At 62.6% G+C, this 26,783-nt stretch carries 22 protein-coding genes and 1 tRNA gene; 14 read left to right on the top strand and 9 right to left on the bottom strand.

Features of this window, described 5'->3' with window-relative positions:
- Window positions 1-125 precede the first annotated feature (125 nt).
- From JAB8_RS16770 to JAB8_RS29120, 3 genes are all read left to right on the top strand, one after another.
- A tRNA-Lys gene (locus JAB8_RS16770) sits at window positions 126-201 on the top strand.
- A gap of 373 nt (window positions 202-574) precedes the next feature.
- Window positions 575-1,540 (top strand): restriction endonuclease, encoded by a 966-nt coding sequence (locus JAB8_RS16765; protein WP_227742132.1) that lies wholly within the window; start codon window positions 575-577, stop codon window positions 1,538-1,540.
- Between the two features lie 144 nt (window positions 1,541-1,684).
- A complete protein-coding gene (locus JAB8_RS29120; protein ID WP_070308536.1) occupies window positions 1,685-2,188 on the top strand; it encodes a hypothetical protein in 504 nt (167 codons plus the stop codon).
- 151 nt (window positions 2,189-2,339) lie between these two features.
- Here the strand turns inward: JAB8_RS29120 and JAB8_RS16760 are convergent, their stop codons facing one another.
- Entirely contained in the window at window positions 2,340-3,074 is a 735-nt protein-coding gene (locus tag JAB8_RS16760) for a helix-turn-helix transcriptional regulator (protein ID WP_254679532.1), read from the bottom strand.
- A 123-nt stretch (window positions 3,075-3,197) separates the two neighbouring features.
- Here JAB8_RS16760 and JAB8_RS16755 point away from each other — a divergent pair, with 123 nt between their 5' ends.
- Together JAB8_RS16755 and JAB8_RS16750 are read left to right on the top strand one after the other, a co-directional pair.
- Window positions 3,198-3,455, top strand: a complete 258-nt coding sequence (locus JAB8_RS16755) for a hypothetical protein (protein WP_070290669.1) — start codon at window positions 3,198-3,200, stop codon at window positions 3,453-3,455.
- Window positions 3,456-3,521: 66 nt separating this feature from the next.
- Window positions 3,522-4,127 carry a YigZ family protein gene (locus JAB8_RS16750; RefSeq protein ID WP_070290668.1) on the top strand — a complete coding sequence of 202 codons (606 nt, stop codon included), beginning with the start codon at window positions 3,522-3,524 and terminating at the stop codon, window positions 4,125-4,127.
- A gap of 3 nt (window positions 4,128-4,130) precedes the next feature.
- Here the strand turns inward: JAB8_RS16750 and JAB8_RS16745 are convergent, their stop codons facing one another.
- Both JAB8_RS16745 and JAB8_RS16740 read right to left on the bottom strand, forming a co-directional pair.
- On the bottom strand, window positions 4,131-4,520 hold the full coding sequence (locus JAB8_RS16745; RefSeq protein ID WP_070290667.1) for a hypothetical protein: 390 nt from the start codon (window positions 4,518-4,520) through the stop codon (window positions 4,131-4,133).
- Between the two features lie 13 nt (window positions 4,521-4,533).
- Window positions 4,534-4,911 (bottom strand): nuclear transport factor 2 family protein, encoded by a 378-nt coding sequence (locus JAB8_RS16740; RefSeq protein WP_070290666.1) that lies wholly within the window; start codon window positions 4,909-4,911, stop codon window positions 4,534-4,536.
- 257 nt (window positions 4,912-5,168) lie between these two features.
- Here JAB8_RS16740 and JAB8_RS16735 point away from each other — a divergent pair, with 257 nt between their 5' ends.
- The 6 genes from JAB8_RS16735 (at window position 5,169) to JAB8_RS29545 (ending at window position 12,637) form a co-directional block, all read left to right on the top strand.
- Complete coding sequence (locus JAB8_RS16735; protein WP_070224693.1) at window positions 5,169-6,569, top strand: cation:dicarboxylase symporter family transporter; 1,401 nt, start codon at window positions 5,169-5,171, stop codon at window positions 6,567-6,569.
- Window positions 6,570-6,649: 80 nt separating this feature from the next.
- A complete protein-coding gene (locus JAB8_RS16730; RefSeq protein WP_070290665.1) occupies window positions 6,650-7,414 on the top strand; it encodes a histidine phosphatase family protein in 765 nt (254 codons plus the stop codon).
- Window positions 7,415-7,431: 17 nt separating this feature from the next.
- Window positions 7,432-8,310, top strand: a complete 879-nt coding sequence (locus JAB8_RS16725) for an NAD(P)H-hydrate dehydratase (RefSeq protein ID WP_070290664.1) — start codon at window positions 7,432-7,434, stop codon at window positions 8,308-8,310.
- 112 nt (window positions 8,311-8,422) lie between these two features.
- The gene (locus JAB8_RS16720) at window positions 8,423-10,927 is read left to right on the top strand and encodes a TonB-dependent receptor (protein WP_240453567.1); all 2,505 of its coding nucleotides are present in this window, start codon (window positions 8,423-8,425) and stop codon (window positions 10,925-10,927) included.
- A 158-nt stretch (window positions 10,928-11,085) separates the two neighbouring features.
- On the top strand, window positions 11,086-12,009 hold the full coding sequence (locus tag JAB8_RS16715; protein ID WP_139143074.1) for an S-adenosyl-l-methionine hydroxide adenosyltransferase family protein: 924 nt from the start codon (window positions 11,086-11,088) through the stop codon (window positions 12,007-12,009).
- Between the two features lie 253 nt (window positions 12,010-12,262).
- Window positions 12,263-12,637 carry a hypothetical protein gene (locus tag JAB8_RS29545; protein ID WP_071654424.1) on the top strand — a complete coding sequence of 125 codons (375 nt, stop codon included), beginning with the start codon at window positions 12,263-12,265 and terminating at the stop codon, window positions 12,635-12,637.
- A gap of 125 nt (window positions 12,638-12,762) precedes the next feature.
- Here the strand turns inward: JAB8_RS29545 and JAB8_RS16705 are convergent, their stop codons facing one another.
- From JAB8_RS16705 to JAB8_RS16680, 6 genes are all read right to left on the bottom strand, one after another.
- Window positions 12,763-15,822 (bottom strand): efflux RND transporter permease subunit, encoded by a 3,060-nt coding sequence (locus JAB8_RS16705; RefSeq protein ID WP_070290662.1) that lies wholly within the window; start codon window positions 15,820-15,822, stop codon window positions 12,763-12,765.
- Window positions 15,823-15,831: 9 nt separating this feature from the next.
- On the bottom strand, window positions 15,832-17,007 hold the full coding sequence (locus tag JAB8_RS16700; RefSeq protein WP_070290661.1) for an efflux RND transporter periplasmic adaptor subunit: 1,176 nt from the start codon (window positions 17,005-17,007) through the stop codon (window positions 15,832-15,834).
- Between the two features lie 73 nt (window positions 17,008-17,080).
- The gene (locus JAB8_RS16695) at window positions 17,081-18,559 is read right to left on the bottom strand and encodes an efflux transporter outer membrane subunit (protein ID WP_070290660.1); all 1,479 of its coding nucleotides are present in this window, start codon (window positions 18,557-18,559) and stop codon (window positions 17,081-17,083) included.
- Between the two features lie 182 nt (window positions 18,560-18,741).
- Window positions 18,742-21,963, bottom strand: coding sequence for an efflux RND transporter permease subunit (locus JAB8_RS16690; protein ID WP_070290659.1), 3,222 nt, complete (start codon window positions 21,961-21,963; stop codon window positions 18,742-18,744).
- A gap of 3 nt (window positions 21,964-21,966) precedes the next feature.
- On the bottom strand, window positions 21,967-23,139 hold the full coding sequence (locus tag JAB8_RS16685; protein WP_070224701.1) for an efflux RND transporter periplasmic adaptor subunit: 1,173 nt from the start codon (window positions 23,137-23,139) through the stop codon (window positions 21,967-21,969).
- Between the two features lie 238 nt (window positions 23,140-23,377).
- The gene (locus JAB8_RS16680; protein ID WP_070224702.1) at window positions 23,378-23,803 is read right to left on the bottom strand and encodes a divergent PAP2 family protein; all 426 of its coding nucleotides are present in this window, start codon (window positions 23,801-23,803) and stop codon (window positions 23,378-23,380) included.
- A 248-nt stretch (window positions 23,804-24,051) separates the two neighbouring features.
- Here JAB8_RS16680 and JAB8_RS16675 point away from each other — a divergent pair, with 248 nt between their 5' ends.
- From JAB8_RS16675 to JAB8_RS16665, 3 genes are all read left to right on the top strand, one after another.
- Entirely contained in the window at window positions 24,052-25,134 is a 1,083-nt protein-coding gene (locus tag JAB8_RS16675; protein ID WP_070290658.1) for a DUF475 domain-containing protein, read from the top strand.
- 99 nt (window positions 25,135-25,233) lie between these two features.
- Complete coding sequence (locus JAB8_RS16670) at window positions 25,234-25,809, top strand: TerD family protein (RefSeq protein ID WP_070290657.1); 576 nt, start codon at window positions 25,234-25,236, stop codon at window positions 25,807-25,809.
- 131 nt (window positions 25,810-25,940) lie between these two features.
- On the top strand, window positions 25,941-26,657 hold the full coding sequence (locus JAB8_RS16665) for a TIGR00266 family protein (RefSeq protein ID WP_070224704.1): 717 nt from the start codon (window positions 25,941-25,943) through the stop codon (window positions 26,655-26,657).
- The last annotated feature ends 126 nt before the right edge of the window (window positions 26,658-26,783 follow it).

Genomic DNA, 26,783 nt, shown 5'->3' with positions numbered 1-26,783 from the left:
AGCAGCGGACTTTTAATCCGTTGGTCGCAGGTTCGAATCCCGCACGGCCTACCAAGATTCAGCCGTCATCATGGCAAGCATGTTGATACGGCACAGTGTTACCGCAGTAGTAGTAAAAAGTTTTTGGGTCGTTAGCTCAGCTGGTAGAGCAGCGGACTTTTAATCCGTTGGTCGCAGGTTCGAATCCCGCACGGCCTACCAAATACTTCAGAGAAGCCAACCGTTCGCGGTTGGCTTTTTTGTTTCTGCTTTGTTTCCGCTCGCCTCGGAAACATGTGGTCCCGTCCGACCCACAGCTTCAGAGTCTTCTGCGATGACCATGCATGCAAAAAATAGGTCGCTTTGACGAGCTAAGCAGTTGCTCCGAACGATCCCCAGCGATCCGTTCGGCCCCCGCCTTCTCCGCTCTCCAATAGCCAAAACGCATTTGCCGCATGCTCTCATTTTCTGCTGAATTCCTACCGACTGGAGACACGTTGCACAGGGCGAATCACATGCCGCTAGTTGCATTAATCATTGCGGATAAGTAACATGACTGATTCACTTTTACTTGCTTTAAGGCTAGTATCTCTTGGTGAACGGCATCTATGTATTAAAGGCAAAAAAATTCATGTCAATCCCCGATTATCAAACTGTTATGCTTCCCTTACTTCGTCTCGCGGCTGACGGGAAGGAGTATCGATCTCGTGACGCAATTGAATGCTTAACCCAAGACTTTGCCCTCACGGATGAGGAGCGAAGTGAGATGCTACCGAGCGGGACCGCACCACTTTTTGACAACCGTGTTGGATGGGCAAGAACATACCTGAAACAGGCTGGGTTGCTGACCTCGCCAAAACGTGGCGTTTTCCAAATAACCGAACGAGGTAAGGCATTATTAGCAAAAGGGCCAGCACAAATTAATGTCGCGACTTTAGAGCAGTTCGATGAGTTTCGCGCTTTCCGTGCACGTCGACGCGACACTACGGCAGAGAATAATGCTGTAGTTCCGCGACAAGCAGAACAGGAATCGTCTGCCACCCAAACCCCTGAGGATCAACTCGCTTTTGCCTATGGTCGGCTACGATCCGAGCTCGAACTAGACTTGCTTGAGCAAGTGAAATCGGTTACACCGGTGTTTTTCGAGCGTCTGGTGATCGATCTTCTCGTTGGAATGGGCTATGGTGGCTCACGGCAAGACGCTGGCCGCGCAATAGGAAAAAGCGGTGATGGCGGGATAGATGGAATTATCAAAGAAGACAAGCTTGGCCTAGACGTTATTTATGTCCAAGCTAAGCGGTGGGAGGGGACCGTGGGCCGGCCAGAGATTCAGAAATTTGCTGGAGCGCTGCAGGGACAGCGAGCAAGTAAGGGAGTCTTCATTACTACGTCTACCTATTCCCGGGAAGCTGTGGAGTTTGCCAGCCTAATAAATACGAAGATTATTCTCATTGATGGCCAGCAACTGGCAGCAATGATGATTGATCATAATGTGGGTGTGTCAACCATCGGCATGTACGAGCTCAAGAAGATCGACTCAGACTACTTCGAAGGAGAATGATTACTCGGCCAAGCCTGACTAATCCACACGACAGTTATCTGGCTTTGCCGCTCATCAGCGTGAATGAATCGAATTTTATTTATTCCATTCGACATTTTATCGCAGACTCTTTCAGTTCATAACACCCAAGCTAGAGGTATTTAAATGCGTAATATCGTCAATACCATTAAGCTGCCAGAAGTTATCAATAAATTATGGATTGCACAACAGGCCCTCGTAGCGCACTATGCGGACACTGGGCTAAAGTTCACTCTGGATGGACGTCTTGTTGGAGATATTGCCGAAGCGCTGGCTCTGCATCATTTCGACCTGGTACTCCCTCAAAAGCGTACCGGAGGAGTTGACGCGTTAACCCGCACCGGCAAGACTGTTCAGGTAAAGGCAACAGGGAAATCCAGCTCCGGACCAGCATTTACACCGGGCAAAGGACGCGCTGACTATCTTATATTCTTCGCCATAGACTTCGAGACAAACACTGCCACAGTAGTGTACAACGGCCCTGAAGCCCCGATCCGAGCCCTGCTTCCCACTGAGGGATGGACAGGAACGAAAGTACTTCCGCTAGCCGATATGCATAGGCTGGCAAAGGACGTCGCCCCATCCGACAAGGTTGTTTGCCCCCAACACTTGACGGCACTCGCTTTCTAATTCAACAGAACGGGTATCCAGCGTTCATCATCTCAATCTGACGTGCAAAGCAGCGGTGCTCTTCCAGCATTGAAATGGGGTCAGGGTCAAGTCCGGCACCCATACATGATTTCAGCCTTGACCATCTCTATCTGCAACAAGTTGCGCTTTATCAAATACCGATATTGCTCGATTCACTGCCATCCCCATACCTCCCCGGCGTCCCCCCCATCACGCGCTTGAACATGGCGATGAAGGCGCTGACGTTGTCGTAGCCCAAGTCCAGCGCAATCGTCGTGACGGGCTGGCCGGCGGCTAATAGTTCCAGCGCGCGCAGGATGCGGGCGCGCTGGCGCCAGGCGGAGGGCGTAAAGCCCGTCTCGATCGTGAATCGGCGCGCCAGGGTGCGCGGCGATACGCCGGCCCAGGCGGCCAGTGCTTCCACGCCACGCTCGTCGGCCAAGTCGTCGAGCACGGCGCGCGCCACGCGCAGCAGGCGCGGGTCCGTGGGCAGGGGCAAGCCGAAGGATTCGTGCGGCGCGGCGGCGATCTCGTCGAGGATCACGCCCGCCACCCGGGCCTGCCGCGCGTCCAGCGCGCCCGCGCCCCAGGTGCTGGCGCGGCCCACCGCCTCGCGCAGCAAGCCCGAGACGCGCATCACGCAAGGCGCGACGGGCAAGCCGGCGCAGCTGGCCTCGTCCACATACACGCTCCAGCCCGCAAACGGGCCGTGCGAACGCAGCGCATGGACGTGATGGGGCGGCACCCACACGCAGTGGCTGGCCGGCACCACCCAATGTCCGCTGTCGGCCGTAACGGAGAGCAAGCCCCGCATGGCGCCGAACAGCTGGCCGCTGGCATGGCGGTGCGCCGCCGTCACCCTTTCCTGCGGCTGGACAATGCGCATGGCGCGCAGCGGCGGTGCTGGCGGCAAGATTGGCGGATTTGACGTATCGAATGACATAAACAACGCAGACAAGACAATCTAGCCATCATACAGTGAAGTCTTTCCAACCTTCAGGAGTTCAGCATGCGTGCAGAAGACGTGTTACCGGATCAACAAAACCAGGGCCAGTTCAATGGCGTCACCGTGCGCAAGGGCACGGTGGGCGCTTTTCTCGCCAATGCCCGGCTGTGGCTGGACGACGCCAGCAGCGTCGAGGACAAGGCTATCGCCGAGCGCGACATTGTGGACGCCCTGCCCGCCCTGCACGCGCTGGGACTGTTCGAGATCCTGCAGGTGCGCGATGCGGCGCTGCGCGAACTGGTGGCCGTCGCGGCCGCGTGAGCGGGCTGACTCGTCCCCGGCGCGCATTTCCTCTATCATGCTGCTTTGCCCGCCTTCGCACCCGCCATGCCGTTTACCATTGCCGCCCCCGTCCACAGCGAACTGATCATCAAGAAAAGCCGTTTCATCGGTTGCGTGCAGCCGATGACCGACCGCGCCAGCGCGCAGCAGGTGGTCAATGACTTGAAGGCGCAGCATCCGGGCGCCTGCCATGTGTGCTGGGCGCTGCTGGCGGGCGGGCAATCGGCGGCCGTCGACGATGGCGAACCGAGCGGCACGGCCGGGCGGCCCATGCTCGACGTGCTGCGCCATCAGGACCTCGAAGGCGTGCTGGCGACTGTCGTGCGCTATTTTGGCGGCATCAAGCTCGGTGCGGGCGGCCTGGTGCGCGCCTACACGGACAGCGTGGCGCAAGCATTATTGCAGGCGGAAAAGACGGCCATCGTGCGCCAGCGCACCCTGCGCTGCACGGTACCGTATGCGATGGAAGGCATGCTGCGCCGCGAACTCGATGGCGCCGGCGCCACCCTGCTGAACGTGGCGCACGGGGAAGACGTGCTGTTCGACTTCAGCCTGCCTGAAACGGCGGCCACCGCCCTGCTCGCCCATCTGCATGAGGCGGGCAATGGGCGGATAGCCTGGCTGAAGGCAGAAGCCGAAGAGGAAGAATAAACCCTACAGGTCGCGCGGTCGCTTGATCTGCAACAAGATGAAATGCGTCCACGCCAGCGCCGGCAGCACCAGCAACAGCAGCATCAATCCGGCCGGCATGTCCGGCACGAAACGCACGAAGCAGGCAAGGAAGCCGGTGATGGCCAGCCAGAAGCGCCAGTTGAATGCATAGGCCTTGCGCGCCACCGTCGCCAGCGCGATGCGCCAGAATTCCAGCAAGGCCCACAGGCCGCCCGTCAGCAGCAGCGCGGCCAGCGCATTGGCGCCGGGGGCGTCGGCCCAGGTACGCACCAGGTTGTACAGCAGCAGAGGATAGCCGGCCGTGATAGCGAGCGTGGCGGGGCCGGCGGCGATGACAGCTTCAAACAGCTGCCCTTTGGAACGATGATCCACTAAACCGTGCTCCTCAAGCCACGACGCCCGAATGGGCGGCGATCACTTGCAGCGCGCCGGCCGCATCCTGCGCCCAGACGCGCGTAAAACGGAAGTCGCCATGCGTTTCCACGTCGTGATACTTGCCCGTCAGCTGCATGCGCACGGAGACCACAGCCACGTTGCCGTTGATGCGCACATGGCGCTCGGACGCGCGCAAGTCCGTGATGGCCAGCAGGCGCTGCTCGTGCGCGGCCAGGTCCGCATGCTTGCTCAGCAGATGACCCAGGTGATTGGTAAACAGTAGCTCGTCGGCCAGCAAGACATTCAGCGCGGCCACGTCGGACGCCATCATGGCCAGGCGCAAGCGCTCTTCCGCATCCAGCACTTGTACTTCCGTTAAAGCATTCATTTTTTTCCTTATTAAAATCACGCGCGCATATTAACAAACGGGAAAACCATGCTGGCACGAAATAGCCAATTTCACAATCATCCTGAAGGCTTATGCCTGTGTAGCATATTTATATAGCGTAATATTCGCAGCAGTATCGCGTAAAACACCCCCATAGTACTGTACAGTGCTTGCCCTTTCGCCCCAGGCTGGGGCAGCAATGACTTGTAGTAAAGTGCTCTCCGCAGTCCCGAATAAAACCAAGATAAGGCCCCTTCATGGCAATTAACATCATTCTGAACCTGCTCGTTGCGCTGATCGTCTTCGCCTTCATGTTCCACCAGCAACGCAAACACGCGACGTTCACCGTGCGCGTCTTCACGGGCCTGGGCCTGGGCGTGCTGCTGGGCGCGGCCGTGCAGTGGCTGTACGGCGCCGGCTCGCCCGTCATCGCGGGCACCAATGAATACATCGACATCGTCGGCAGCGGCTACGTCAAACTGCTGCAGATGATCATCATGCCGCTGATCATGGTTTCCATCATCTCCGCCATTTTAAAGCTCAAGGATGCGAGTTCCCTGGGCAAGATCAGCGCGCTGACTATCGGCACCCTGCTCATTACCACCACGATCGCTGCCGCGCTGGGAATTTTGATGGCCAAGCTGTTCGGCCTGACGGCAGTCGGCCTGACCTCGAGCGCGGCCGAAGTGGCGCGCGGCGTGCAGCTGCAAGGCTCGCTGGAAACGGCGAAAGCCCTGTCGCTGCCGAAACTGCTGGTCAGCTTCGTGCCGACCAACCCCTTCCTCGACATGACGGGCGCGCGCAAGACGTCGACCATCGCCGTGGTCGTGTTCTCGATCTTCATCGGCATCTCGGCCACGGGCATCGCGGCGAAGAAGCCGGAAATTTTCGCGTCCTTCGAGCACTTCATGAAAGTGGCGCACGCCATCGTCATGCGCATGGTCACCCTGGTGCTGCGCCTGACGCCGTACGGCGTGTTCGCGCTGATGTTTGAAGTGGTGGCGTCGTCGAGCTACACGGACATCTTGAAATTGATCAACTTCGTCGTCGCCTCGTACAGCGCGCTGATATTGATGTTCCTCGTGCATCTGGCCATCATCGCCGGCGTGGGCCTGAACCCGCTGCGCTTCGTGAAAAAAGTCTTCCCCGTGCTGGCCTTCGCCTTCACCTCGCGCACCAGCGCCGGCTCGATCCCGATGAGCGTGCAGACGCAAACCCAGCGCCTGGGCACGCCGGAAGGCATCGCCAACTTCGCCGCCTCGTTCGGCTCGACCATCGGCCAGAATGGCTGCGCCGGCATCTATCCGGCCATGCTCGCCGTCATGATCGCCCCCACCGTCGGCGTCGATCCGTTCACCATCAGCTTCCTGCTGCCCTTGCTGGCCATCATCACCATCGGTTCCGTCGGCGTGGCCGGCGTGGGCGGCGGCGCCACGTTTGCCGCCCTGATCGTGCTGTCGGCGATGGACTTGCCCGTCGCGCTGGCCGGCTTGCTGATCTCCGTCGAACCGCTGATCGACATGGGCCGCACGGCCCTGAACGTGAGCGGCTCGATCACGGCCGGCACCGTCACCAGCCGGGTCATGGGCGAAACCGACCTGGCCGTCTACAACAGCGACGACGCGCCGGACCTGGATGAGGCGGAACACGCCGCCTAAAAGCCCAACGAGTTGCGCGCCGCGCCTTGCCGCTTTCGTCTATATTGGATCGCAATCAATACGGAGGAAGGCGCAAGGTGATGGAACAGAAATGGCCGCAGCAAATCTGGATCGTGCGTCACGGCCAAAGTGCCGGCAACGTGGCGCGCGATGCCGCCGAAGCGGAAAAACAGTTATTAATCGCCATCGCCGAGCGCGATGTCGACGTCCCCCTCTCCGAGCTTGGCGCGCGCCAGGCGCAAGCCCTCGGCGACTGGTTCGCCGCCCTCCCCCCTGAACAACAACCGACCGTCGTGCTGTATTCGCCCTACGTGCGGGCCCAGCAGACGGCGCACGCCGTGCTGGCGCGCATCGATGCCGACAGCTTGGGCGCCGTGGTGGCCGACGAACGCCTGCGCGAAAAGGAATTCGGCATCCTCGACCGCCTGACCGTGCACGGTATCGCCAGCAAGTACCCGGAATTGCACGAACAGCGCCAGCACGTCGGCAAGTTTTATTTCCGCCCGCCGGGCGGCGAAAGCTGGTGCGACGTCATCCTGCGCCTGCGCAGCGTGCTCGACACCATCACCCGCGAATACCGGGGTGAACGGGTGCTGATCGTCGGCCACCAGGTCATCGTCAATTGCTTCCGCTACCTGCTCGAGCGCTGCGACGAGCACACCATCCTGGCCATCGACAAGGCGGCCGACGTGCCCAACTGCGGCATCACCTCGTATGCCTTCAACCCCGCCCTGGGCAGACACGGCAAGCTGCAGCTGGACTTGTGCAACTTCGTCGCGCCGCTGGAAGCGGCCGGCACACCCGTCACGGCACAGCCCGACATGCCGGCCGCACCGAAATCCTGATCCTTCGGAGCTCATCCATGGACGCCATCGACATCACCCCCTCCCTGCTGCGCTCCTGGCCCCTGCCCATGCCCCAGCCCGACGGCGACAAGGAAGTGCGCGGCCATCTGCTGATCGTCGCCGGCTCGGAAGAAATGCCGGGCGCCATTGTGCTGGCAGCCACGGCCGCCCTGCGCGCGGGCGCGGGCAAGCTGACCCTGGCGACGGGCGCGTCGGTGGCGGCGCAAGTGGCCGTCGCCATGCCCGAGGCGCGGGTCATCGGCCTGGACGAAACGGCGCAGGGCGGCTTCCGCCACGAGGCGCGCCACCAGCTGGCGCCGCTGGCCGGCAAGGTCGATGCCGTGCTCGTCGGGCCAGGCATGTGCGACACAGCCGCTAGCTGCGAGCTGATGCGCCACCTGCTGCCCCTGTTTGCCGGCAGCCGCCTGATCCTCGACGCCTGCGCCATGCAGGTCGTGCGCCAGCCGCCGCAGTTTCATTTTAAGCAGCCCGTGCTGCTGACGCCGCACGCGGGCGAGCTGGCCCAGCTGATGGGCGTGACCAAAGATGCCGTGCTGGCCGACCCGCATGCCTGCGCCGTGGACGCGGCGCGGCGCTGGCATGCCATCGTCGCGCTGAAAGGCGCGCTGACCGTCATCGCCATGCCCGATGGCAACACTTGGACGCATGCGGGCGGCAATATCGGCCTGGCCATTTCCGGTTCCGGCGACACCCTGGCCGGCATCATCACGGGCCTGGCCGCGCGCGGCGCGCCGCTGGAGCAGGCGTGCGCCTGGGGCATCGCCCTGCATGCGCTGGCGGGCGAACAGCTGGCCTTGCGCTTCGGCATCCTCGGCTACCTGGCGCGCGAAATCCCGACCGAGATTCCCGCCCTGCTGCGCAATCTGGCGGCATAAAAACAACAGCATAAGCATATCCAGAAAGAATCGTTAGCGCACACCGCCACCTCCCTTAAGCTCATTGCAACTGTTTCCGTACTAACACTAATCGAGCCAAAAGGACACCGCCTTGTATCCGCGCCATTCATCCGCCACGCCTTCCCTTCCCGCCACGCCGCTGCGCGCCATCGTGCTGGCCTGCGCCATGCTGGGCGCCGCACCCGCCTGGGCCCAAGCTGATGACACGTTCACGAGTGCCGCCACGCCAGCCGGCGCCAGCATCGACCAGGTCACCATCGTCGGTTCGCGCGCGCGCAACCGCACGGTGTTCGACAGCAGCGTGCCCATCGACCGCTTCGGCGCGCGCGAAGTGAGCAATGCGCTGTCGACGGGCGACGTGGGCGCGGCCCTGCAAAACCTGTCGCCCTCGATCAACTTCCCACGCATCGAATCGAGCGGCGCGTCGGACTCCGTGCGCGGCATCCAGTTGCGGGGGCTGGCGCCCGACCAGGTGCTGGTGCTGATCAACGGCAAGCGCCGCCACACGAGCGCCGTGCTCGACACGGAAAGCAGCTTTGCCGGCACCGTGCCGGTCGACATCAACGCGATTCCGCCGAACGCCATCGACCACATCGAAATCCTGCGCGACGGCGCGGGCGCCCAGTACGGCAGCGACGCCGTGGCGGGCGTCATCAACATCGTGCTGAAAAAGGCGCGCACGGGCGGCGCCGCCTCCGTCAGCTACGGCGCCAACCACACGCATTTCGAGCCCACCGATCAAACCCTGACGGATGGCCAGACCGTCATCGTCAACGCCGACTACGGCGTGCCGCTGGGCGAGGCGGGATTCTTCCGCTTCGGCGCGGAAACCCGGCGCCGCTCGCCCACGGAACGGGCCGGCCCCAGCGACGCCGGCTGGACGTCCTACAACTTCACGCCGGCCGACCAGGCGCTCGACGGCAAGGTGGTGTTCAAGTCGGGTGACTCGCGCCAGCGCAACAACTACCTGTTCTACAACACCCAGCTCACCCTGGCCAACGGCCTGGACCTGTACTCGTTTGCCACGCTCAACGAGCGCAAGTCCGACGGCAGCGCCTACTTCCGCTATCCGGGCGACCCGTCGAATGTACCGGCCCTGTATCCGAACGGCTACCGCCCCGTCACCAACGGCGACAAGCGCGACCTCAGCATCGTTGCCGGCGTGCGCGGCAGCGCGGGCGCGTGGAACTGGGACGCCAGCGCGCGCCACGGCAGCGACCGCTTTGACTACGGCGTAAGCCACTCCGTCAACGCTTCGCTGGGCGCGGCCAGCCCCACGCGTTTCAATCTGGCCGGTTTCGACTTCCGCCAGAATGCCCTGAATATCGATGCCACGCGCAGCATCGACATCGGATTGCCCGCCCCCTTGAGCGTGGCCGTGGGCGCCGAGTGGATGCGCGAAACCTACACCAGCTCGGCCGGCGATCCTGCCTCGTATGCGGCCGGCAGCTTCACCGATGCGCCACCGGGCGCGCAGGCGGGACCGGGCCTGCGTCCATCGGACGCCTACGACGGCAGCCGGCAAATCCGCTCCGTGTATGCGGATGTGGAAAGCGACCTCACGCCGCGCCTGCTGGTGGGCGCCGCCGCCCGCTATTCCGACTACAGCGACTTCGGCAGCGCCAGCACGGGCAAGTTGTCCACGCGCTATAAAGTCACGGACAATTTTCTTGTGCGCGGCTCGCTGTCGAACAGCTTCCGCGCACCGGCCCTCGTGCAAACGGGTTTCCGCTTCGCCACCCTGAACTTCAACGCCGATGGCACGGCCCTGCAAACGGCGGCCCTGCTGCCGGCCAGCGACCCGCTGGCGCGCAACTTCGGCGCACAACAGCTGAAACCGGAAAAATCGACCAACGTCTCGCTGGGCCTGGCCTGGAAACCGGCGGCCGCCACCAGCGTGACGGTGGACGCCTACGTGATCCGCATCCGCGACCGCATCACGCGTTCGAGCGACTTGCAAAGCGACGCCGTCACGGCCTACCTGGCCGCGAATGGCCGCAGCGATATCCAGTCCGTGGCCTACCTGGCCAATTTGCTCGACACGCGTACCAAAGGACTGGACGTGGTGCTGAACCACGATCTGGCCTTCACGTCAGGCAAGCTGAACCTGAATGCGGCCCTGAACTTGAACAAGACCAGTCTCGACAAGGTGCGCCAAAGTTCCACCGCGCTGGCCGCCATCGATCCGAGTCTGACCCTGCTGACGGAGACGAGTTTGTTCCGCATCAAACATGCGTCGCCCACCAGCAAAGTGATCCTCGGCGCCGACTGGCAAGCGGCAGGCTGGGGCGTGCAGGCGCGCGCCACGCGCTTTGGCGAACTGAAAGATTTTTCCTACGACAGCGATGCGCCCCTGATCGACGGCATTCCCGCGCAGCGCTTCGGCGCCGTGTGGTCGCTGGACCTGGAAGGGCAATTGAAACTGAGCAAGCAACTGACGGTGAGCGTGGGCGGCAACAATATCCTCGACCGCTATCCGCAGCGCGTGCGGGAAACGAACAACGCCACGTATGGCGGCGCCCTGCCCTACAATTTCATCAACCCCATCGGCGTGAACGGCGCGTACTTCTACGCCAAGCTGAGCTACACATTTTAAACGCCAACAAAACCTACTGCGCGTCGTGATTTGCGGCCTGCGATGCTCACCGTACTACAGTACGGTTGCGCTTCTTAGCCACAACTCACTGCTGCTCGCTACGGTTTTGTTATGCGTTTCCAAGCACTGTTATTTGTACTAAAAGCAAAGGATAAAACATGATTATCAAACGAATCTCCCATCTCGTCGCCGGTGCCTGCCTGAGCGCCCTCCTGTTATCCAGTGCCCAGGCTGCCGCGCCGCTGGTGCTGATGACGGACTTCGGCACGGCCGACGGCGCCGTGTCCGCCATGCATGGCGTCGCCTATGGCGTCGATCCCCAGCTCACCATTTCGGACCTGACGCACCAGATTCCCGACTACGACATCTGGCTGGGCGCCTACCGTTTGTACCAGACGGCCAATTACTGGCCGCAAGGCACGGTGTTTGTTTCCGTCATCGACCCGGGCGTGGGCACGGCGCGCAAGTCGGTGGTGCTGAAAACCAAGGGTGGCCGCTACTTCGTGGGGCCGGACAACGGCCTGTTCACCCTGATCGCCGAGCGCGACGGCGTGGCCGAACTGCGTGAAATCGATGAAAAGGTCAACCGCCTGGCGGGCTCCGCCGAGTCCTACACTTTCCATGGCCGCGACGTGTACGCGTACGTGGGCGCGCGCCTGGCCTCGGGCGCCATCACCTACGAACAGGTGGGCCCGTCATTGCCCAGCGCATCCGTGGTCAAGATCGCGTACCAAAAACCCGTACGCGACGGCAATACCATCCGCGGCATCGTGCCCGTGCTCGATGTGAAATATGGCAATGTCTGGACGAATATCCCGAAATCGCTGCTCGACGAATTGCAGGTGAAACTACACGATCCGCTGCAAGTACGCATCCTGCACAAGGGCAAGCAAGTGGCCAAGGTCACGGCGCCGTTCGAGCACACGTTTGGCGGCGTCGCCAAAGGCAAGCCGCTGGTTTACCTGAACAGCCTGCTCGACGTGGCCGTGGCCATCAGCCAGGGCGACTTCGCCGCCAAACACCACGTCGAGTCAGGCGTAGATTGGGAAGTGGAAGTGAGCAAGGCCCCTGCCGCCAAATAAGCCCGCGGCCGGGACGTCCTGTCCTGGCCCTTTCTTGCTCGTTCACGTGGCGCGTTTGCGCCATATCAAAGCGGATCGCAGATCCTGCTGCCGATGGCCGTTGATTTGTAAATCCGGTGAACCTGCGCGCACCTGCCCACTCTAATTTTTTGCAAGCGATGCCAGCCTTGCTGCGGTGGCCTGCCGCCACTGTGGCAGACCGCCTGGCAGGTAGGATCACCCACGACAGCTTTCCAACGAGAAAGGAACAATCATGACGGCCCCACTCCCTAGCACCAGCAAGCTTGTCCTCGGCACCGCCATCGTCTGCGCGCTGATGGGCGGCTGCAACAAGCATAACGAAACCACGACCGCCCCGGCCACGCCAGCTACGCCCGCCACCACGCCCGGCACGGGCGGCAGCGGCACCTCGGGTACCAGCGGCACCACCACGCCGGACACCACCACGCCCGCTACCCCATCCGTTGCACCGGGTACGACCACCAATCCCGACGGCACGACCACGCCGCCGACCACCACGCCCAACACGACGCCGGGTACCGGCACCGGTAACGGGACAGGGACAGGAACTGGCACAGGGGGCGGGACGGGCACAGGGACCGGCACCACCCCACCACGCGGCAGCTAAATACCGCCTGAGCTCCGCCCCGATGGCCGGCCGGCCTGCAAGCCCGTAGCAGAATACGCAACAAAGAGCCTTCCGATGAAGGCTCTTTTTATTGCACAGCGCAACAATCTCGCAGCCACCGCGCCTCAGTGGGCCGGAACCGCCTTGCCAGCCGCCCGTGCGCTCAGCGCCTGGTGGTCCGCTGCCAGGAACAGATACATGGCCGGCACCACGAACAGGGTAAACAAGGTGCCAATGGACAGGCCCGTGAAAATCACCAGCCCCATCGCGTGGCGCCCGGCCGCGCCAGCGCCCGAGGCGATCACCAGGGGCAGCACGCCAAACACCATGGCCGCCGTCGTCATCAGGATGGGACGCAGGCGCACGGCGGCCGCCTCCTCGACGGCCTCGCGCTTGCTCTTGCCTGTCTTTTGCAGCTGATTGGCCACTTCCACGATCAGGATGCCATGCTTGCTGATCAGGCCCATCAGGGTCACCAGGCCCACTTCCGTGTAGATATTGATCGACGCAAAGCCGAGGAAGATGAACATGGTGGCGCCAAACAGGGCCAGCGGCACGGAAACGAGGATCACGACGGGGTCGCGGAAGCTCTCGAACTGCGCCGCCAGCGCCAGGAAGACGATCACCACGGCAAACAGCATGGTGACGACAAAACCGCCCGACTCCTGCACGAACTGGCGCGACTGCCCCGCATAATCAGCCGTGTAGCCGCTGGGCGCCACCTGGGCCAGTGTGTCGCGCATGAAGCCCAGCACCTCGCCCTGCGAGGCGCCGGACACGCCGGCAAGCGTCACGGAATTGAGTTGCTGGAAGCGGTTGATCGACTCGGGCACGACGTCGTACTGGATATGCGCGACGGTACTGGCCGGTATCATCGTGCCGCTGGGCGTCTTGATGTGGAAATCCAGCACGGCCGACGGGTTCAGGCGGTCCACCTGCAGCACCTGCGGGATCACTTTATACGAACGCCCGGCGATGGAAAAGTAATTGACGTAGTTGCCGCCCAGAGCAGCGCCCAGCGCCTGCCCCACATCCTGCTGCGTCATGCCGAGCGCGGCGACACTATCGCGGTCGATCACGACGGTCGCTTGCGGCTTGTCGATTTTCAAGTCCGTATCGATGAAATAGAACTTGCCCGATGAACGCGCCTTCTCCAGCACCTGCTGCGCAATGGTGTCGAGATTTTCAAACGGCTCCGTGGTAGAGATAACGAACTGCACGGGCAAGCCCGAAGAGCCCGGCAAGGCGGGAAACTGGAAGGCGGCCACGCGGGCGCCTGCGATCTTGTTCCAGCCCGCCTGCAAGTCTTGCTGCACTTCCTTGGCGCTGCGCGTGCGCTCGTTCCACGGCGTCATCAGCATGCCGCCAAAACCCGAGTTGACCGTCGGCACGCCCGTGATCTGGAACATCTGGCTGTATTCGGGCATGGCCTTGGCCACCTGGTAGATTTGCTCCGCATACACTTGCATCTGGTCCGACGTGGCCGTCGGGTCGCCCACCACCTGCGACAGCACGACGCCCTGGTCTTCCTCGGGAGCCAGCTCGGACTGCGACATCTTGAACATCAGCCCCAACACCACCATCAATAGCGCCGCCATGACGATGAGCACCACCCAGGTGTCGAGCAGCGCATGCAGCAGGCGCTGGTACGTGTCGTGCACCTTGCCGAAGACGCGGTCGATGGCTTGCACGAAGCGGCCGCTATCCTGTTCCGGACGGAAAAAGCGCGAACACATCATGGGCGACAGGGTCAGGGCCACGATGCCTGACACGGCCACGGCGCCGGCCAGGGTGAAGGCGAATTCTGTGAACAGCGCACCCGTCAGGCCGCCCTGGAATCCGATGGGCACGTACACGGCGATGAGCACCACCGTCATGGCCAGAATCGGACTGCCCAGTTCGCGCGCCGCCAGCAGGCTCGCTTCCAGCGGCGGCTGGCCCTGCTTCATGTGGCGGTCCACGTTTTCCACCACGATGATGGCGTCGTCGACCACCAGGCCGATGGCCAGCACGATGGCCAGCAAGGTCAGCAAGTTAATGGAATAGCCGAGCGCCAGCATGGCCGTAAACGTGCCGATCAGCGATAGCGGCATGGCGATCACGGGCACGATCACGGCCCGCAGGCTGCCCAGGAACAGATAGATGACGATGGTGACGATCAGCAGCGCCTCGACCAGGGTCTTGATGACCTCCCTGATGGAGGTATTGATGAAGAACGTCGAGTCGTACACGATCTCCCCCGTCAGCCCGGCCGGCAGCTGGGACTGGATATCGGGAAAGCTGGCGCGCACGCGCTTGGCCACGTCGAGGATATTGGCTTCCGGCGCCACCTTGATGCCGATGAAGACGGAGCGCACGCCGCTGAAGGCCACGTTGAAATCATAGTTTTCCGAGCCCAGCACGACGGTGGCCAAGTCTTCCAGCCGCACGATGGAGTCGCCGCTGCGCTTGACGACGAGCTTCCTGAACTCCTCGACCGAATGCAGGTCAGTGCCCGCCGTCAGGGGAACGGTCACCATCTGCCCCTTGCTGGACCCGAGCGCGGCCAGATAATTGTTATTGCCCAGGGCGGTACTGACCTCGGCCGCCGTCACGCCGAACGCGGCCATCTTGTCCGCATCGAGCCAGGCGCGCAGCGCGAACAGGCGTGCGCCCAGCAGTTCCGCCGTCTGCACGCCGCTGACGGAGTCGAGCTTGGGCTTGACCACGCGGCTCAGGTAATCCGTCACATTATTCGTCGGCAAGGTCTTGCTGTAAAAGCCCAGGTACATCGCGTCCGTCGTCTGCCCCATCTGCACCGTCAGCACGGGCGTCTGCGCCTGGGCGGGCAGCTGGTTCTTCACCGAACTGACCTGGGTGTTTATTTCCGTCAAAGCCCGGTTCGCGTCGTAATTGAGGCGCAGGGTGGCCGTGATGGTCGACACGCCGCTGCTGCTCGACGAGGACAGGTAATCGATGCCCTGCGCCTGGGCGATGGCCGATTCCAGCGGCTGCGTAATGAAACCGGCCACCGTCTGCGCGTCGGCGCCGTAATAGGTGGTCGAGATCGTCACGACGGCGTTCTGCGTCTTCGGATACTGGTTGATGGGCAAGCTGAACAGGGAGCGCAAGCCCAGCACCACCAGCAGCAGGCTCACCACCATCGCCAGCACGGGCCGGCGGATAAAGAGATCGGTGAAGTTCATGGCGGCGCCTCAATGTTCCTGCGGCGTGGGCTGCGGATTATTGCGCGGCTCGACGACGTTGCTGATCACCACGGGACTGCCGTTCTTGAGCTTGATCTGTCCGCTGGTGACGACTTGCTGGCCCTCGGTGAGCCCCGTCAGCACGGCCACCTGGTCGCCGCGCGTTTCGCCCGTCGTGACGAACACTTGCCGCACCACCAGCTCGCCCGCCTTCGGCGGTGGGGCGGCGGGAGCGGCGCTGCCCGGCGCGGCGGCCTTGGGCGCCTGCTGCGCCGGCTGCACGACGAAGACGGTGGAACCATACGGGTTGTAGGTGATCGCCGTCTGCGGCAAAGTCAGGTACTGTTTCTTTTCTCCCACCTCCACCTTGACGTTGGCAAACATGCCCGGCAACAACTGCCGCTGGGGATTGGCCACCGTGGCCTCCACTTGCACATTGCGCGTGGCCGGGTCGACCTTGGAACTGATGGCGCTGACCTTGCCCGCAAACGCCGTGTTCGCATGCGCATCGCTGGACAGGTTCAGCACCTGTCCCACCCGCAGCCCGCCCAGCTGCTTTTGCGGAATATAAAAGTCCACATAGATGGGATCGATGGTTTGCAAGGTGACGATCTTGTCGCCGGGATTCAAATACTGGCCCGGGTTGACCGTGGTGATGCCGAGCTTGCCCGCGAACGGCGCGCGGATGGTTTTCTTGTCCACCAGCGCCGCCTGCTGGGCCGCCAGCGCCTTGCGGCTTTTCACGTCGGCCACGTCGTTGTCGACCTGCGCCTGGCTGATCGCCTGCACGGCAAATTGCTGGCGGTCGCGCGCCAGCACGGACGCGGCCAGTTCGGCCGCCGCCTCCAGGGCGCGCAGCTGCGCCAGGTCGGCGTCCGCATTCAGCTGCAGCAACACTTGCCCCGCCTTCACTTCCTGGCCGGACTTGAAATGGATGGACCTGACGAGACCGGCGATTTCGCTCGTCACGTCGACACCGCGCACGGCCACCAGGGTGCCCACGGACGCCAGGTGCGGCTGCCACTCGACCTTGCGGATGACGGTCGCCGACACCGTTTCCGGCGCGGGCTTGGGCGAACTGGCCATGAGCTGGCGGATGTGCAGGAAAAATCCCAGCGCCAGCAGGGCAATCAACAGCACCACCGCCCCCAGCATGATGAGCATGCGTTTCGTGCGTTTCGTCATGGATACGCTCCTTGTTGTTGCTTGCGGCTGCCATTACGCGTGTCGTGTTGCAAGACCTTGCCTTGCCAGCCCGTCAGTCTGCCGCCATGGAAACGGCCTGCAGCGCAGGACGGTTCCACCAACCGCCGCCCAGCGCCTGGAACAGCGCGGCGCTATCGGCATAGCGGGCCGCCTGCGCCTGCACCAGCCCCACCCTGGCCTGCTGGTAGGTGCGCTGGGCGTCCAGCAGGCTCAGGTAGCTGATGGCGCCCAGCTTGAATTGCTGCGTACTCAGCGCCAGCGATTCGCTGGCCAGCGCCTCCACCTCGGCTTGCTGCTGCAAGGCGGCGGCATCGGCCTCGAGGGCGCGCAAGCTGTCCGCCACATTCTGGAAGGCGGCCAGCACGGTGGCGCGGTAATCGGCCGCCGCGCCCTCGTAGGCGGCGATGGCGGCACGCCGCTGGGCGCGCAATGCGCCCCCATTGAAAATAGGCTGTGCCAGCCCGGCCGCCACGCCCCACACGGCAGAACTGGCGTGCAGCAGCGCGGGAACGCTGGTGGCCAGCACGCCGGCATTGCCCGTCAGGGTGAACTGGGGATACATGGCTGCCGTGGCGACGCCGATCTGCGCGCTGGCTTGCTGCAGCAGCGCTTCGCTGGCGCGGATGTCGGGACGCTGACGCACCAGGGCCGACGGCAGGGAGACGGGCAAGTCCTGCGGCAGGCGCAGCGACGCCAGATCGAATTCAGGCATGCCGGGCTCGCTGGGCAAGCGGCCCGCATACACGGACAGCTGGTGGCGCGTCAGGGCCAGCGCCTTTTCCAGCGGCGGCACGCTGGCCCGCGTCTGCGCCACCGTGTTGCGCTGGACCAGCACCGTAGCGCGGCCGATGGCGCCGAAGCGCAATTGCTGCTCGATCAGGTCCAGCTGCTTTTGCTGCGCGTCGAGTATTTCGCCGGTGGCCTGCAGCTGGGCGCGCAACGACGCTTCGCGGATGGCCGCCGTCACCAGGTTGGCCGTCAGGGCCAGGTACACGGCTTCGAGCTGATACTGCCGATAGTCGACCAGCGCTTGCAAGCCCTCCAGCTGGCGCTTGTTGCCGCCAAATACATCCAGCGCATACGACACATTCACCGAGGCATTGTACAAATTGAGGACGCCGCCCGCCCCTTCCAGGCTGCTGTTTTTTTCGCGGCTGACGCCCAGCCGGGCGCCCACTTCGGGATACAGCAGGCGGCCGGACAGGGTGCGGTAGTTTTCATCGGCCTGGCGCAGGGCCGCCTGGGCCGACGCCAGGCCCGGACTGCGCGCGAGGGCGCCGCGCACGAGCTGGTCCAGCGCCGGCGACTGGAACAGCGACCACCATTGCGCGGGAATATCCTGGCCCGGCACGAAGCGCTGCGCCTGGCCGGCGGGACCAGGGGCGGCCACGGTGTGCGCCGGCAACGGTGCCGGCGTGTAGCGGTCGCCGCCGGGGGCGGCGGGAGGCCGGAAGTCCGGCCCGACGGCGCAAGCGGCCAGCAGGCATGCCATGAGGATGCCGAGTATGGGCTGCCGGATGCTGAAGAACATGGTGCTGGTCCGTTACGTTGCCGTGCCACATTGCCGTTGAAAAATATCGCAAAAGTATCGCGATACCAGGCTGGCGATACTGCCCACCCGTCCTACGATTGTAGAGCACCGGACGTAAAAAGAGCCTTCCGAAGAAGGCTCTTTGACCTGGCACAAGGATTGCGCAGCCGAGGCTGCCTGACTTACTTTTGCAGGCTGACCGACGCCGCTTTCGGCGCGCGGCGTCCCATCAGGAACAGCACGGCCTTCTTCAGCATGCGGTAGACGAAGCGCACCATCAGCAGGGTCAGCACGCATTCGATCAGCGTCAATATCATGGCCACGACCACGGGCATGCGCGCGGCGCGGCGGTGGAACTTGGCCACGGCGCCATCGCGGGCGATTTCGATGCTGTCATAGAAGGTCGGCACGACCAGCAGGGTCAGAATCGTCGAAGTGATGGTGCCGCCGATGATGGCGATCGCCAATGGACGGTAGAACTCGCCACCCTCGCCCAGGCCCAGCGCGACGGGGAACATGCCGGCGATCAGCGCGAACGTCGTCATCAGGATGGGGCGCAGACGCATGCGGCCCGCATACATCAGCGCATCTTCGCGGCCATGGCCTTCTTCCTCGCGCTTGCGCGCCGCGTCGAGCAGCAGGATGGCGTTCTTGGCGACCAGGCCCATCAGCATGATGATGCCGATAAAGCTCATCAGGTTGAGGGTGTTGTTCGTGATCACCAGCGCCACCACCACGCCGATCAGACTGAGCGGCAAGGACATCATCACGGCCACCGGCGCCGTGAAGGAACCAAACTGCATCACCAGGATCAAATACATCAGGCCGATACCCATCACCAGCGCGATCAGCATTTCCGTGAACAGCTCTTGCTGGTCCTGGCCGGCGCCGCCCAGCGCCAGGCCGTAGCCGGGCGGGAAGTCGATGGAGTTGGCCAGCTTCATGGCGTCGCTCGTCACTTCGCCATTCGAACGGCCCTGCGCATTGGCCGATACGGTGATCGTGCGCTTGCCATTCTTGTGCTCGATACCGGACGGACCCTTGCCCATGGTAATGGTGGCGATCTGGTCGAGCGGCACCATTTGCGAGGTGCCCGTCACGCTGATCGGCAGGCGCTCGATGTTTTCCGATGCCACGCGGTCGTCGGGATGCAGGCGCACGGCCACGTCGCGCGTTTCGCCCGTCGGATCGACCCAGTCGCCCACTTCCACGCCGGCAAAGGCCACGCGCAACGATTGCGCCGCGTCGTTGACGGAAATGCCCATCGAATTGGCCAGGCCGCGGTTGAGCTCGATCTGCAGCTCGTTCTTCGGGTCCTGCTCCGACAAGCCCACGTCGACGGCGCCGGGAATGGCGCGCAGCTTGTCCATGTAGGCGTTGGTAATTTCCATGAGTTTACGCGAATCGGGCCCCGTGAACTCCACCTGGATCGGCTTTTGCGAACCGTTGCTCAAGTCATCCTGCACCACGTATTCGGCGCCCACCAGGCGCGACATCTTCTCGCGCAGCTCGACGGCGATTTCCTTGGCCGAACGCTTGCGGGTGTTGCGCTTGCCGATGTCGACATACACGCGGCCGCCGCCCGCATTGATGGAGCTGTTGGTATCCTTGGTTTCAGGCAAGGTGCGCGCCAGAACCGCCGCCGCCTCCAGTTTCAAACGCGAATACTCGATGCTGCTCGACGATGGCGTGCGCACATTGATCATCAGATTGCCCGAATCGGATGCCGGCAGGAAACTCGTGCCGCCATGCGTAGCGTGCAGAACAATGGCGCCCACCAGGCTGCCGAAGGCGATCACGGCCATCCAGCGGCGGTGATGCAGGGCCCAGGCGATCACGCGGCCATAGCGGTCGGCCTGATGGTCGAACCAGTGGTTGAATTTATCGAGCACACGGCCGATGCCTTTTTTCGGCGCCGAGTGTTCCTCGACGGGGTCGCCCCAGTAGGCCGACAGCATCGGGTCGAGCGTAAACGAAATGCCCAGGCTGACCAGCACCGAGCACGTCACCGTCAAGGCAAACGGACGGAACCATTCGCCCGAGATCCCCGGCATGAAGGCCACGGGAATGAAGACGGCAATGATCGAGAAGGTCGTGGCGGCCACTGCCATGCCGATCTCGGCCGTACCTTCCAGCGCGGCCGTGCGGCGGTCCTTGCCCATCTGCATGTGGCGCACGATGTTTTCGCGCACGACGATGGCATCATCGATCAGCACGCCGATGGCCAGCGACAGGCCCAGCAGGGTCATGAAGTTCAGGGTAAAGCCGCACAGCCACACGGCGATGAAGGCGGCAATCACGGACGTCGGCAGGCTCAGCGCCGTGATCAGGGTCGAACGCCACGAGTTCAGGAAGGCGTAGACGACGAAAATCGTCAGCACGGCGCCCAGCACCAGCGATTCGATCACATTGTTCAAGCTATGCTGGGCGTTTTCGCCGCCATCGCGCGTCACTTGCAGGATCGTGCCTTTTGGCAAGGTCTTGTTGATGTCCGCCACCATGTCGCGGATCTTGTTGGCCACGCTGACGGTGGAAGCGTCGCGCACGCGGGTGATCGAAATGCCCACGTTGGGCTTGCCGCTGCGCATGCTCAGGCTGTTGACTTCGGCAAAGCCGTCCTCGATGGTGGCCACTTGGGCCAGGCGCACGATTTCCTCGCCGCGGCGCTTGATCACTACTTTCTCGAAGTCGCTTGGCGACTCGATGCGGCCCACGAGACGGATGCTTTTCTCGTCCAGGGTGCCGCGCACCTTGCCGACGGGGGCATTCGTGTTCTGGTTGCGCAGGGCGGTGACGACGTCGCTGACGGACACATTGTATTCACGCAATTTTTCCGCCCGCAACAGCACGGACAGTTCGCGCTTGAGCGAGCCTCCCACGTTGACCAGCGCCACGCCATCGACGGTGCGGAAGCGGTCCGACAGCACGTCCTCGGCCAGGCGCGAAATTTCCGCATGGCTTTGCGAGTTCGACGACAGCGCCAGCTGCATGATCGGCTCGGCAGCCGGGTCGATGCGCTGCAGGATAGGCTCGCGCATTTCCGTCGGCAACTTGTAGCGCACGGCGGCAATCGCATTGCGGATATTGTCGGACGCTTCGATCAAATTGGTATTGAAGGAAAACTTCAGGAAGATGCTGGCCGCACCTTCATTTGAATCGCTGTTGACTTCGGTCACGCCGGAAATGCTTTGCAGCGACTTTTCCAGGCGGTTCACTACTTCTCGCTCGACCGTGTCGGGCGATGCGCCAGGGTAAGGAATGCTGACGACGATGAACGGCACTTCGACGTCCGGATTCTGGTTGACGCGCAGTTTCTTGAGCGCCAGCAAGCCGACGCACATCATCGCCAGGATCAGGACAATGGTGGCGGTGGGCCGCTTGATACTGAAATCGGAAAGGAACATGGCTTAGTTTCCTTTACCGGCAACGGCGGCGCTGCTGCTGGCCATGGCGGCTGCCGGTACGGCCTTGGCTGCCGTCAATTCCACTTTCTGCCCATCCTTGAAGGTCGAACCGGGCGTACGCAGCACGGTGTCGCCGCTGGCCAGGCCGCTTTGCACTTCCCACTGGCCCGTGCGCACGTCGCGCGCGCCGATGCGCAGTGTGACTTTATGCAAGGCCTTGTCCTTGACTTTCCACGTGTACGTGACGTCGCCGGCCTTCACCAGAGCCGAATCGGGGATCATCAGCGCGCTGACGGTTTCCGTCTCGATGCGCCCTTCCGCGTACAGGCCGGCCACGCGCGGCTGTTGCTTGTCATTGAAATCGACGAGCACGGCCACCTGGCGCGTGACGGCGTTGGCGGCAGGATCGACGCGGCGCACCTTGCCCGCGAAATCCTGGCCGGGATAGCCATTGATGCGGAACAGCACGGGCTGGCCCACCTTGACGACGCCGATCTTGTCGGCCGATACCAGGCCCTCGAGGCGCATGCTGGTCGGATCGATGACCTTGATCAATTCCTTGCCGATTTGCGCCGTATCGCCATTCGATACCTTGCGCTCGCTCACGATGCCGTCGAACGGCGCGCGCACGAGGGTGCGCTGCAGCTGCTGGCGCGCCTGGGCGGCGCGGCTCTTCGCGGCGGACAAATCGCTTTGCGCATTGTTGCGGCGGATTTCCGCGTCTTCCAGCGCCTGCGTCGACGTCATGCCCGAGGCGCGCAGGGTTTTCATGCGCTGGAACATGCGTTCGGACTGCTCCAGCACCTGGCTCGAGGCGCGGCTGGCTTCCTCGGCCGAATTGAGGCTGTCGCGGATGGCCGTTTCGTCCAGGCGCACCAGCACGTCGCCCCGTTTGACGATTTCGCCGTTTTCCTTCATCACCTGGATCACCACGGCCGACACTTCGGCGCGCAAGTCCGCGTTGCGCTCGGGCTGCACGGAGCCGGTGATGACGGGGCCCGATGCCAGCGCATTGCTCTGGATGGTCAGCAAGTCTTCCGGGGACACCAGCAGATTGACGCTAGCGCCCGCCTGTTCCTTGCCATCCTTGCCGCCCTTGCCGGGATCTTTGGACTCTTTGCCACAGGCGGCCAAGGCAGAAGCAATTGCCAGAACAAACAGGGTTTTGCGCAACATGGGTAATTCTCCGGATAGATAGCGCCACGGCCGTCCCGGCGGCCCGGATAGGGCTGCAGGCGATGGCAGGCATATATTTTTATTAAAACCACAAGCGCCAAAGTATCCATGAGCGCATCCGGGCATGTCAATCGGCCGTTTCCTGTAATGCTTTAATCAGTGGATGAAACGTAGTTTTTGCGCCCTGAAACGCAAAACCCCGCCTTGAAGCGGGGTTTTGACTAGAGGAAACGAGTGCTTAGCGGGCAAACACGTAGTTGATCAGGAAACCGATGGCCACGCCCGTGCACAGGCCGCCGGCGATTTCCACCAGGGTATGGCCCATGCGCTCGCGCAAGGTCTTGTGCGCGGGGCTGGCCGCTTCCCCCGCCAGGCGGTTGATGGCGGCCGCCTGCTTGCCCACGTGCTGGCGCAGGCTGTTGGCGTCGATGATGACGATGAAAGCCAGGGTCACGGCCACGCCGAAGGCGGGATGGCCTATGCCTTCGCGCAAGGCGATCAGGGTGGCCATGCTGGACACGACGGCGCTATGGTTGCTGGGAAAGCCGCCATTGCCGACCAGGCCGAACGCCCATTGCCGCGTGCGGACACTGTTGATCAGGAATTTGATCGGTCCGACCAGGATCCAGGTGATCAGGGGCGTGACGAGGTAAGCGATATCCACGGGGTATTCCTTCTTCTATATATGTCGAGAGTGTGCAAGAGACTGCGGCAGCCGGATGGGCGCGCCGCAATTATCGCAGATCGTCCGCGCCAGCAGAACTGTCTGTCGCCGGTCTATAAAACGCCGCCCCGGGCGGCAACTAATATAAAATCATGGCATATACAACAATTGACGTATATCAACACTGAGCGCGGCGCGCACAGCGGCGCGGATAATCAAACGTCTTTCATACTTGCAACGGGGTACTCATGCGGCATTTCAGAATTTCCTTTTTAGTCACTTTTGTCCTGATGGCGGTGTCGGGCTGGTGGGGTTACAGCCATGGCGGCATGCCCGGCCTGATCAATGCGCTGTGGATCACGGGCGTGCTGGGCGTCATGGAAGTGTCGCTGTCGTTCGACAATGCCGTGGTGAATGCCTCCGTCTTGCGCCACTGGAATGAATTCTGGCAAAAACTGTTCCTCACGGTCGGTATTCTCGTGGCCGTTTTCGGCATGCGGCTGCTGTTCCCGCTCGTCATCGTTTCCGTCGCTACGGGCCTGGGCCTGGTCGACGTGTGGACCATGGCCACCACCACGCCGGACGTGTATGCCAAGCACCTGACGGACAACCATGCGCAAGTGGCTGCCTTCGGCGGCGCTTTCTTGCTGCTGGTGTTCCTGAACTTCCTGTTCGACGACGAGAAGGAATTGCACTGGCTGGGCTGGGCCGAGGAAAAAGTCAACGCGCTGGGCACGGAAAGCCTGGCCGTCCTGATCACCATGGGCGCCGTGGCCGCCTGCGTGGCGATGGGTCCCGCGCAAGCCAAATACAGCGTGCTCGCCTCGGGCATCGTCGGCATCGCCGTCTACATCGGCGTGAACTGGATCAGCGGCTTGCTGGAAGAAGGCGAGCCGGACTTGCAGGATGACGCAGAAGAAAGCGCCGCGCCAGCCAAAAGCGGCAATGGCGACCTGGTAAAAACGGTGGCGCGCGGCAGCATCGGCGGCTTCCTGTACCTGGAAGTGCTGGACGCCTCGTTCAGCTTTGACGGCGTGATCGGCGCGTTCGCCATCACCAACGACGTGGTCATCATCATGCTGGGCCTGGCCATCGGCGCCATGTTCGTGCGCTCGATGACGGTGTACCTGGTGCACAAGGGCACCCTGGACGAATTCGTCTACCTCGAGCACGGCGCCCACTATGCGATCGGCATCCTCGCCTTGATCATGCTGGCGTCCGTCAAGTACCATATTCCGGAGTGGTTCACGGGCCTGTCGGGCGTGGCCTTCATCCTGGTCTCGCTGTGGTCGTCCTTGCGTTACCGCAAACGGCACGCGGCACAAGCTTGAAATCGGGGGTTCCGCCCCCAATTGAGAGAGTGATGGCACGAGCGCCTTGCGCTCATCCCATGAAGGCATGATCAAGTTTAATTATTTAAGGAGCACCACATGGCAATCAGTTTGCAAAAAGGCGGCAACGTCAACCTGAGCAAGGAAGCACCGAACCTGAAGAAGATCATCGTCGGCCTCGGCTGGGATCCTCGTTCGACGGACGGCGCCACCTTCGACCTTGACGGCAGTGCTTTCCTCCTGAAAAACGACGGTAAAGTCCGTGGCGACTCTGACTTCATCTTCTACAACAACCTGAAGTCGACCGACGGTTCCGTCGTGCACACGGGCGACAACACGACCGGTGAAGGCGAAGGCGACGATGAGCGCATCGAAATCGACCTGACCCGCGTACCTGCCGACATCGACCGCATCAGCATCACCGTCACCATTCACGACGCCGACGCGCGCCGCCAGAACTTCGGCATGGTGTCGAAAGCCTTCATCCGCTGCCTGAACGCGGAAGGCGAAAAAGAAATCGCCCGCTACGACCTGTCCGAAGACAGCTCGACGGAAACGGCGATGATCTTTGGCGAAATCTACCGCTACAACGGCGAATGGAAGTTCAAGGCCATCGGCCAGGGCTTCAATGGCGGCCTGGGCCCTCTGGCCCGCTCGTTCGGCGTCAACGCTTAAATTTACGCTCGTTAAACCTGCTGCGCCGCGCATCGAGCGTGCGCGCGACGGTTTTCCGGGGTGAATTGCACTTTTGTCATATCATTACTGCCGCCTGCACAGATCAGGCGGCTTTTTTTTGGAGATTTATCATGCCAGTATTTAGTGTCACGGGCGACGTCGATCCCTTCCTGCACGTCAGCATGAAGCAGGGCGAAACCATCTATTGCGAATCGGATGCGATGGTGATGATGGAAACGGCGCTCGATTTAAAGGGCAAGATGACGGGTGGCCTGGGCAGCGCCATCATGCGCCGCTTCGCCAACGGCGAATCGTTCTTCCAGCAGCACATCGAAGCGGTGCGCGGCAGCGGCGACTGTTTGCTCTCGCCCACCCTGCCGGGCGCCATCGAAGTGGTCGACGTGGGCGCGCGCCAGTACCTGCTCAACGACGGCGCCTTTGTTGCCGCCACCTCGGGCACGGAAATGAAAGTGCGCACGCAAAGCATCGGCAACGCACTGTTCGCGCAGTCGGGCGGCTTCTTCGTCATGGAGACGGCCGGCACGGGACAAGTGGTGGTGTCGGGCTTCGGCTCCATGTTCCAGCTCGACGTCGAGCCGGGCAAGGACGTCGTGATCGACAATTCCCACGTCGTGTGCTGGGACAACAGCCTGAAATACGAAATTTCCGTGACCACGGGCGGCGGCTCGGGCGGCGGCGGCATCGGCGGCTTCCTCGGCAATATCGTCAACAGCGTGACCAGCGGTGAAGGCATCGTGCTGCGCTTTTCCGGCTCGGGCAAGGTGTTCATCTGCTCGCGCAACCGCGACGCCTTCCTCAAGTGGACAGCGAGCGGCAAGGCCGGCTGATTCCCAAACGCCCGCCAAAACCGTCGCGAGCGGATGGGGACGTGGCCGAGAAGCGCAACTGTGCGGAGGCACAGTGAGCATCGCAGGCCGCGTCCACGACGCGCAGCAGGTTTGGGCTGGCGTTTT

Origin of the sequence: Janthinobacterium sp. HH106 (assembly GCF_001758725.1) — a bacterium.
GTDB lineage: Bacteria > Pseudomonadota > Gammaproteobacteria > Burkholderiales > Burkholderiaceae_D > Janthinobacterium.
Note: the sequence above shows the minus strand (reverse complement) of the source record. Positions and strands in the feature narration are given on the sequence as shown.

Excerpts from the sequence above, each read along its gene's own strand:
- JAB8_RS29120 (WP_070308536.1), top strand. The coding sequence starts at position 1,685 with ATGCGTAATATCGTCAATACCATTAAGCTGCCAGAAGTTATCAATAAA.
- JAB8_RS16760 (WP_254679532.1), bottom strand. The coding sequence starts at position 3,074 with ATGCGCATTGTCCAGCCGCAGGAAAGGGTGACGGCGGCGCACCGCCAT.
- JAB8_RS16755 (WP_070290669.1), top strand. The coding sequence starts at position 3,198 with ATGCGTGCAGAAGACGTGTTACCGGATCAACAAAACCAGGGCCAGTTC.
- JAB8_RS16750 (WP_070290668.1), top strand. The coding sequence starts at position 3,522 with ATGCCGTTTACCATTGCCGCCCCCGTCCACAGCGAACTGATCATCAAG.
- JAB8_RS16740 (WP_070290666.1), bottom strand. The coding sequence starts at position 4,911 with ATGAATGCTTTAACGGAAGTACAAGTGCTGGATGCGGAAGAGCGCTTG.
- JAB8_RS16735 (WP_070224693.1), top strand. The coding sequence starts at position 5,169 with ATGGCAATTAACATCATTCTGAACCTGCTCGTTGCGCTGATCGTCTTC.
- JAB8_RS16730 (WP_070290665.1), top strand. The coding sequence starts at position 6,650 with ATGGAACAGAAATGGCCGCAGCAAATCTGGATCGTGCGTCACGGCCAA.
- JAB8_RS16725 (WP_070290664.1), top strand. The coding sequence starts at position 7,432 with ATGGACGCCATCGACATCACCCCCTCCCTGCTGCGCTCCTGGCCCCTG.
- JAB8_RS16715 (WP_139143074.1), top strand. The coding sequence starts at position 11,086 with ATGATTATCAAACGAATCTCCCATCTCGTCGCCGGTGCCTGCCTGAGC.
- JAB8_RS29545 (WP_071654424.1), top strand. The coding sequence starts at position 12,263 with ATGACGGCCCCACTCCCTAGCACCAGCAAGCTTGTCCTCGGCACCGCC.
- JAB8_RS16705 (WP_070290662.1), bottom strand. The coding sequence starts at position 15,822 with ATGAACTTCACCGATCTCTTTATCCGCCGGCCCGTGCTGGCGATGGTG.
- JAB8_RS16700 (WP_070290661.1), bottom strand. The coding sequence starts at position 17,007 with ATGACGAAACGCACGAAACGCATGCTCATCATGCTGGGGGCGGTGGTG.
- JAB8_RS16695 (WP_070290660.1), bottom strand. The coding sequence starts at position 18,559 with ATGTTCTTCAGCATCCGGCAGCCCATACTCGGCATCCTCATGGCATGC.
- JAB8_RS16690 (WP_070290659.1), bottom strand. The coding sequence starts at position 21,963 with ATGTTCCTTTCCGATTTCAGTATCAAGCGGCCCACCGCCACCATTGTC.
- JAB8_RS16685 (WP_070224701.1), bottom strand. The coding sequence starts at position 23,139 with ATGTTGCGCAAAACCCTGTTTGTTCTGGCAATTGCTTCTGCCTTGGCC.
- JAB8_RS16675 (WP_070290658.1), top strand. The coding sequence starts at position 24,052 with ATGCGGCATTTCAGAATTTCCTTTTTAGTCACTTTTGTCCTGATGGCG.
- JAB8_RS16670 (WP_070290657.1), top strand. The coding sequence starts at position 25,234 with ATGGCAATCAGTTTGCAAAAAGGCGGCAACGTCAACCTGAGCAAGGAA.
- JAB8_RS16665 (WP_070224704.1), top strand. The coding sequence starts at position 25,941 with ATGCCAGTATTTAGTGTCACGGGCGACGTCGATCCCTTCCTGCACGTC.